Annotated in this window: 6 protein-coding genes; 2 read left to right on the forward strand and 4 right to left on the reverse strand. The window is 75.6% G+C overall.

The window, feature by feature from the left end; translation table 11 throughout:
- From MHY29_RS10730 to MHY29_RS10740, 3 genes are all read right to left on the reverse strand, one after another.
- The coding region (locus tag MHY29_RS10730) for a hypothetical protein (RefSeq protein WP_239241140.1) at positions 1-459 on the reverse strand (459 nt) is incomplete at its 3' end.
- Between the two features lie 119 nt (positions 460-578).
- Entirely contained in the window at positions 579-2,270 is a 1,692-nt protein-coding gene (purH, locus tag MHY29_RS10735; protein WP_239241142.1) for a bifunctional phosphoribosylaminoimidazolecarboxamide formyltransferase/IMP cyclohydrolase, read from the reverse strand.
- Between the two features lie 107 nt (positions 2,271-2,377).
- The gene (locus MHY29_RS10740) at positions 2,378-3,889 is read right to left on the reverse strand and encodes an NAD(P)/FAD-dependent oxidoreductase (protein ID WP_224355552.1); all 1,512 of its coding nucleotides are present in this window, start codon (positions 3,887-3,889) and stop codon (positions 2,378-2,380) included.
- Positions 3,890-4,035: 146 nt separating this feature from the next.
- Between MHY29_RS10740 and MHY29_RS10745 the strand changes: the two genes are divergently transcribed.
- Positions 4,036-5,406 carry an MFS transporter gene (locus MHY29_RS10745; protein WP_239241144.1) on the forward strand — a complete coding sequence of 457 codons (1,371 nt, stop codon included), beginning with the start codon at positions 4,036-4,038 and terminating at the stop codon, positions 5,404-5,406.
- A 33-nt stretch (positions 5,407-5,439) separates the two neighbouring features.
- Positions 5,440-5,775: a TM2 domain-containing protein gene (locus MHY29_RS10750; protein ID WP_224355554.1), complete on the forward strand. Its 336-nt coding sequence runs from the start codon at positions 5,440-5,442 to the stop codon at positions 5,773-5,775.
- Between the two features lie 82 nt (positions 5,776-5,857).
- On the opposite strand, the gene purN is transcribed toward MHY29_RS10750, so the two are convergent.
- Positions 5,858-6,439, reverse strand: a complete 582-nt coding sequence (purN, locus tag MHY29_RS10755; protein WP_224355555.1) for a phosphoribosylglycinamide formyltransferase — start codon at positions 6,437-6,439, stop codon at positions 5,858-5,860.
- Positions 6,440-6,498 lie beyond the last annotated feature (59 nt).

The following is a 6,498-nucleotide window of genomic DNA, read 5'->3' on the forward strand; positions in this document are numbered from 1 at the left end:
GCCTCCTCCGGGGGTGGCCGGATACCAGTCGGGGTCGTGGGCCGGTGCCTGCCCGGGCTCGGCGGCGTCCGGTGAGTGCGGTGCGGGCGGGCCCGTGGCGGCGCCCCGGGCGTAGGCGGCGCCGAGGCGCTCGGCGTGGGCCTCCTGCTCCCGCAGGCGCTCGGCGGCGCGGGCCGGGGTCGTGAACGCGTTCCACGCGCCGATGCCCATGAACACCGCGAAGGCGATCCCCATGAAGCCGAAGAACGTGCCGAAGGAGCTCAGCGCGGAGGCCACGGCGGCGGCGAGCAGCAGGCCGCCGACCACGCCCGGGACCGCCCAGGGGCGTCCCTGCACTCGGCGGCGTCCCGCCGTCCCGAGCACCACGGACGCCAACACGCCCAGGATCATGCAGCCCAGCAGTCCCAGCCAGCCGGAGCCGACCATCAGGTCCTGCATCATCGAGTCCCCGCCGAACACGGTGCCCTCCCCTCGTCCCGGGCGACGTCCACGCCGCTCTCGCCGTCATCCTGGCACCACGACGCCCCGCCGCCAAGGGGCGACGGGGCGTCCGCGGACCGGGGCCGGGTCGAGGGGGCTCAGCCGTGGAAGAAGTGGCGTGCGCCGGTGAGGTACATGGTGATGCCGGCGGCGTTCGCGGCGTCCACGACCTCCTGGTCCCGGACGGAGCCGCCGGGCTGGACCACGGCCTTCACGCCGGCGTCGACGAGGATCTGCAGGCCGTCCGCGAACGGGAAGAACGCGTCCGAGGCGGCCACGGCCCCGCGGGCGCGCTCCGGGGCGCCCTCGCCGGAGACGTTCTCCGCGCCGCCGGCGGAGCTGACGTCCTGGCCGCCGGTCTGCGCGGCGCCCAGGGTGTTGGCGCGCTCCACGGCGAGACGGCAGGAGTCGAGGCGGTTGACCTGGCCCATGCCGACGCCCACGGTGGCGCCGTCGTGCGCCAGCAGCACCGCGTTGGACTTGGCGGCGCGCACGGCCCGCCACGCGAAGGCGAGGTCGGCGAGGGTGGCCTCGTCCGCGGCCTCCCCGGCGGCGAGGGTCCAGGTCCGGGGGTCGTCCCCGTCGGCGTCCACGGCGTCCGCGATCTGCATGAGCATGCCGCCGGAGACCTGCTTGGCCTCCACGGCGTCGCGGGCGAAGCCCTCGGGCAGGGCCAGCAGGCGCAGGTTCTTCTTGGCGGTGAGGACCTCGAGGGCGTCCTCGTCGAAGGACGGGGCCACCACGACCTCGGTGAAGATCGGCGCGACCTGCTCCGCCATGGCCCGGGTGACCGGGCGGTTGGCGGCGATCACGCCGCCGAACGCGGACACCGGGTCGCAGGCGTGGGCCTTGGCGTGGGCGACGGCGACGTCCTCGCCCTCCCCCGCGACCGCCACGCCGCACGGGTTGGCGTGCTTGACGATCGCGACGGCGGGGACGGCGTGGTCGAAGGCGGCGCGCACGGCGGCGTCGGCGTCCACGTAGTTGTTGTAGGACATCGCCTTGCCGTGCAGGAGCTCCGCCTGGGCGATGCCCGGAGCGGCCTCGTGGTCCACGTAGAGGGCGGCGGGCTGGTGCGGGTTCTCGCCGTAGCGCAGGGTCGCGGCCCGTTCCAGGGAGAAGCCGGCGTAGGGCGGGAACACGGGCGCGTCCTCGTCCTCGGCGTCCTCGCCGAAGTGCGCGGCGGTCCACGCGGCCACGGCGTTGTCGTAGGCCGCGGTGTGGGCGAACGCCAGGGAGGCCAGGCGGCGGCGGGTGCGGAGGTCGAAGCCGCCGGCCTGCGCGGCGGCGACGACGTCCCCGTAGCGTGCCGGGTCCACGACGACGGCCACGGAGGCGTGGTTCTTGGCGGCGGCACGCACCATGGAGGGGCCGCCGATGTCGATCTGCTCGACGACGGCGTCCTCGTCCGCGCCCGAGCGGACCGTCTCCACGAACGGGTACAGGTTCACGACGACGAGGTCGAAGGGCTCGACGTCGAGGTCGGCCAGCTGCGCCACGTGGTCCTCGCGGCGGCGATCGGCCAGGATGCCGGCGTGGACGCGGGGATGGAGGGTCTTCACGCGGCCGTCCAGGCACTCCTGGAAGCCGGTGACCTCGGAGACCTCGGTGACCGGCACGCCCGCGGCGGCGATGCGCTGGGCGGTGGAGCCCGTGGAGACCAGCTGCACGCCGGCGGCGTGCAGGCCGGTGGCCAGCTCCTCCAGCCCGGTCTTGTCGTACACGGAGATGAGGGCCCGCTTCAGGGGCACCTCGTCCAGGACGGTGGTGACGGACGGGGCAGAGGACACGGGGACTCCATTCGTGCGGGTCGAGCGCGGCCCGGCCGGGGCTCGTCCCGGCGGCGCCGCAGGTCGGGTCCAGTCTAGGCAGTGGCTCGGACGGCCTCCGCTCCGCGTCAGCCGCGGCCGAGGGCCTCCTCCACGAGCCGCAGCCACACCTCCGAGGCCGTCGGGTAGGCCGCCACCGCGTGCCGGAGCCGGTCCAGCGGGACCTCGCCCACGATCGCCACCGTGGCCGCGTGCAGCAGCTCCGCCACCTCGAACCCCACGAACGTCGCGCCCACCACGCGGTCCCCGCGCAGCACCAGCACGGCCCGGCCCGCGGCGTCGTCGCGCAGCAGGGCGGCGCCGGCGGCGGACGTCAGCGGGACGTCGACGACGCGCAGCTCCCCCTCCCCGCCCTCCTCGCGGGCCTGGGCCTCCGTGACCCCCACGCGCGCCACCTGCGGCGAGGTGAAGACCACCTGCGGCACCGCTTCGGGGACGCCCTCCCCGGCCTCTTCGCCGGACGGGGCGGGGCGCCCCGTGGCGAGCGCGGCGATCCGCTCCCCCAGCAGGCGGGCCCGGTGCTTGCCCCAGTGGGTCAGGGCGGGCCCGCCGGTGACGTCCCCGACGGCGTACAGCCAGGGCGCAGCCCCGTCCGAGGCGGGCACGACGGCGGTCCCGGACTCGTCCTGCAGGTCCTCGGCGGACAGGCCGAGCGCCTCCAGGCCGAGCCCGTCGAGGGCCGGGCGGCGGCCGGCGGCCACGAGCAGCTCGTCGACCTCGAGCGTCTCCCCCGAGCCTGCCAGGGTGAGGCGCACGGGCCCGCCGTGCGGGACGCCCACGTCAGACTCGGCGTGCACGTCTGCCCGCTCGGCGCGCTCCACGGAGGTCCCGAAGCGCACCCGCACCCCGGCGTCCACGAGCCCCTCGAGGACCAGGCGCGAGGCCACCGGCTCCTGCCCGGAGAGCAGGCGGTCGCCGCGCACCAGCAGCTGCACGTCCGAGCCGAGGGCGGCCATCCACGTGGCGGCCTCGACAGCCACCACGCCGCCGCCCACGATCGCCAGCCGCCCCGGGACCTCGCGCACGCCGGTCGCGTCCCGGGAGGTCCACGGGCTCACGCCCCGCAGCTCCCCCGGCACCACGGCCGTGCTGCCCGTGGCGACCACCACCGCGTGCCGGGCCCGGAGGACGCGCGCGGGGGCGCCGTCGTCGCCGAGGACCTCCACCCGGCGGGGTCCGGCGAGCCGCCCGTGCCCGCGGACCACGCGCAGCCCGGCGTCCTCGGCCCACTCGACCTGGCCGGCGTCGTCCAGGTGGGAGCGCCACTCGTCCCGGCGGGCGAGCAGGCCCGGCAGATCGATGTCGGGGTCCGTCAGCCCGCCCAGGTGGGCTGCGGCGCCGGCGACCTCGAGGGGGCGCAGCAACGCCTTCGAGGGCATGCACGCCCAGTACGAGCACTCCCCGCCCAGCAGGTCCGCCTCCACGAGGGCGACCTCCAGGCCGCCGGCCGTGTGGGCGTACTGGGCCGCGTTCTCGCCCACGGGTCCGGCGCCGATCACGACGACGTCGACCGCCTCCTCGTCGGGGGCGCCCGGGGTGGCGTCGTCGGGTCCGGTCGTGGGGGCGAGATCCTCGGTCATGCGCCCATGGTGCTCCCTCCGCCGGGAGGGGCGGAAGCCGCCGCGGGCCGTCATCCGACGGTCACGGGGCCGGGATCGTGGCCGGGATCACCCATACTGGATCGGACCGGCGTCGGACCGGTCCTCGACTCAGACGGGAGACCACCGTGCCCCCCACCGGCAGTCACGCCGCATCCGCCGCCCCCACCGGGGAGCAGGTCGTCCAGGAGCTCCCCTGGCGCTGGCCCGTCCAGGGCCGGATCTTCCTGATCGGCGGCCTCGGCTTCATGTTCGACGCCTGGGACGTCACCCTCAACGGCGTGATGATCCCCCTGCTGACCGAGGAGTGGGGGCTGTCCAAGGCCGACGCCGCCTGGATCGGCACCGCGAACCTGATCGGCATGGCCGTCGGCGCGTTCCTCTGGGGCACCGTCGCGGACCAGATCGGGCGCAAGGCCGCGTTCACGTGGACGCTCCTGATCTTCTCCGTCTTCACGCTCGCCGGCGCGCTCACGGACTCGCTGCTGTGGTTCGCCGTGTTCCGCTTCATGGCCGGCATCGGCCTCGGCGGCACCGTCCCCGTGGACTACGCCCTGGTCGGCGAGTTCACGCCCCGGCGCCTGCGCGGGCGCGTCCTCACCGCCATGGACGGCTGGTGGCCGATCGGCGCGGCGCTGTGCGGCGTCGTCTCGGCGTGGCTCGTCGGGACCTGGAGCGACTGGCGTCTGCCGCTGCTGGCCATGGTGCTGCCCGCCCTGCTGGTCTTCCTGGTCCGCCTGGGCATCCCCGAGTCCCCGCTGTACCTGATGAGCCGCGGGCGCGAGCGCGAGGCCCGCGCCGTGATCGACCGCATGGTGGAACGGACGGGTGCCGAGCCCCGCCCCTACGTCATGCCCGCCGCCGACTCCCGCGCCCACGGCGGCCTGCTCGCCCAGCTGGCGGCCGTGTGGCGGTTCTCCCCGCGGATCACGGCGACGGCCTGGCTGCTGTTCGTGGCCGTCATGCTGATCTACTACATCGCCCTGCAGTGGCTTCCCACGTTCCTCATCGAGGCCGGGTTCGCGCAGTCGCGGGCGTTCATCACGACCTCCGGTATGGCCGCCGCGGGCCTCGTGGGGGTGGCCGTGTCCGCGGTCCTCGTCGAGGCCACGGGCCGACGCCGCCTGCTGGCGGTGAGCGGCGTCGTCGCCTCGGGGCTGCTCGTGTGGCTGGCCTCCGTGCTCGGCGTGCCGGGGGCGGCGCTGCCGCTCGTGCTCGCCTACGGGTTCGTCATCCAGATCGCCGTGCCGGTGCTCTACACCTATGTCTCCGAGCTGTACCCGACGACGCTGCGCGCCTCCGGCTTCGGCTGGGCCTCCGCGGCCTCGCGCGTGGGGGCGGGGCTGGGGCCCCTGTTCTTCGTGGGCACGCTGGTGCCCGCGCTCGGCCTGCCGGGGGCGTTCGGCGTGACCGCGGGGCTCGTTGTGGTGGCCGTGCTCGTCATGTTCGCGTGGGCCCCGGAGACCCGCGGCCGCGCCCTGGAGGTCGCCGAGGACTGAGGGCCCGGACGGCCCGCCCCGTAGGCTGGAGCCATGACCGCGCCCTACCGCCCGCAGCCGCAGCACCAGCCCCAGACCGTCGTCGTCCAGCAGTCCCGCAACACGCTGATCGCGTACCTGCTGTGGTTCTTCCTGGGGAACCTCGGGGTGCACCGCATGTACACCAAGCGCTGGGTGTCGGGGGTCGTCCAGCTGCTGCTGGCGTGGGGCGGCGCCGCGACCGCCTGGCTCCTCATCGGCTGGATCCCGCTGGCGATCTGGGCCGTCTGGTGGATCGTGGACCTGTTCCTGGTCCCGGGCATGGTCCGCGACGCCAACGCCCGCGAGGCCGTCGACTCCTGGCGCACCGTGGGGGTCCGGCGGTTCTGAGCGCGCCCTCCGACGACGGCGCCCGCCCCTGCGAGGGGGCGGGCGCCGTTCGTGCGTCCGGGTCCGGTCCCATGAGGACCGGTCAGGCCTGCCGGGGGGAGCGTCCGGCGGCGAGCTCGCCGAGCACGCGCAGCAGCAGGACCCGCTCCTGGACCTTGATGCGCTCGTGCAGGACCTCCTCCGTGTCCGTGTCGAGGACCGGGACGGCGGCCTGCGCCAGGATGGGGCCGGTGTCGACGCCCGCATCCACGAGGTGCACGGTGCAGCCGGTGACCTTCACCCCGTAGGCCAGGGCGTCGCGGACGCCGTGCGCCCCCGGGAAGGACGGCAGCAGCGCCGGGTGCGTGTTGACGATCCGCCCCGGGAACGCCTCGAGCAGGGGCGCCCCGAGGATCCGCATGAAGCCGGAGCACACCACCCAGTCCGGCTCGTACGCCGCCACGGCCTCCGCCAGGGCGACGTTCCACGCCGCCCGGTCCGGGTGGTCGGCCGGGGCCACGGTGAAGGTGGGGATGCCCGCGGCCTCGGCGCGGGCCAGGCCCTGCACGCCCGGCACGTCCGAGCCGACGGCCGCGACCTCCAGGGGCAGCGCCCCGGAGGCGACGGCGTCGAGGACGGCCTGAAGGTTGGTGCCGGAGCCGGAGACGAGGGCGAGGATGCGCATGGCCACATCGTAGGGCGAGCCCCGTCGTAGGGTGTGGGGGTGTCCGCCCTCCCTCCCGT

The sequence above is a fragment of the Micrococcus sp. ACRRV genome (assembly GCF_022346985.1).
Lineage (GTDB): Bacteria > Actinomycetota > Actinomycetes > Actinomycetales > Micrococcaceae > Micrococcus > Micrococcus porci.

Bases quoted from the DNA above. Each gene is read 5' to 3' on its own strand.
- MHY29_RS10740 (WP_224355552.1), bottom strand. From the start codon at position 3,889: ATGACCGAGGATCTCGCCCCCACGACCGGACCCGACGACGCCACCCCG.
- MHY29_RS10750 (WP_224355554.1), top strand. From the start codon at position 5,440: ATGACCGCGCCCTACCGCCCGCAGCCGCAGCACCAGCCCCAGACCGTC.
- purN (WP_224355555.1), bottom strand. From the start codon at position 6,439: ATGCGCATCCTCGCCCTCGTCTCCGGCTCCGGCACCAACCTTCAGGCC.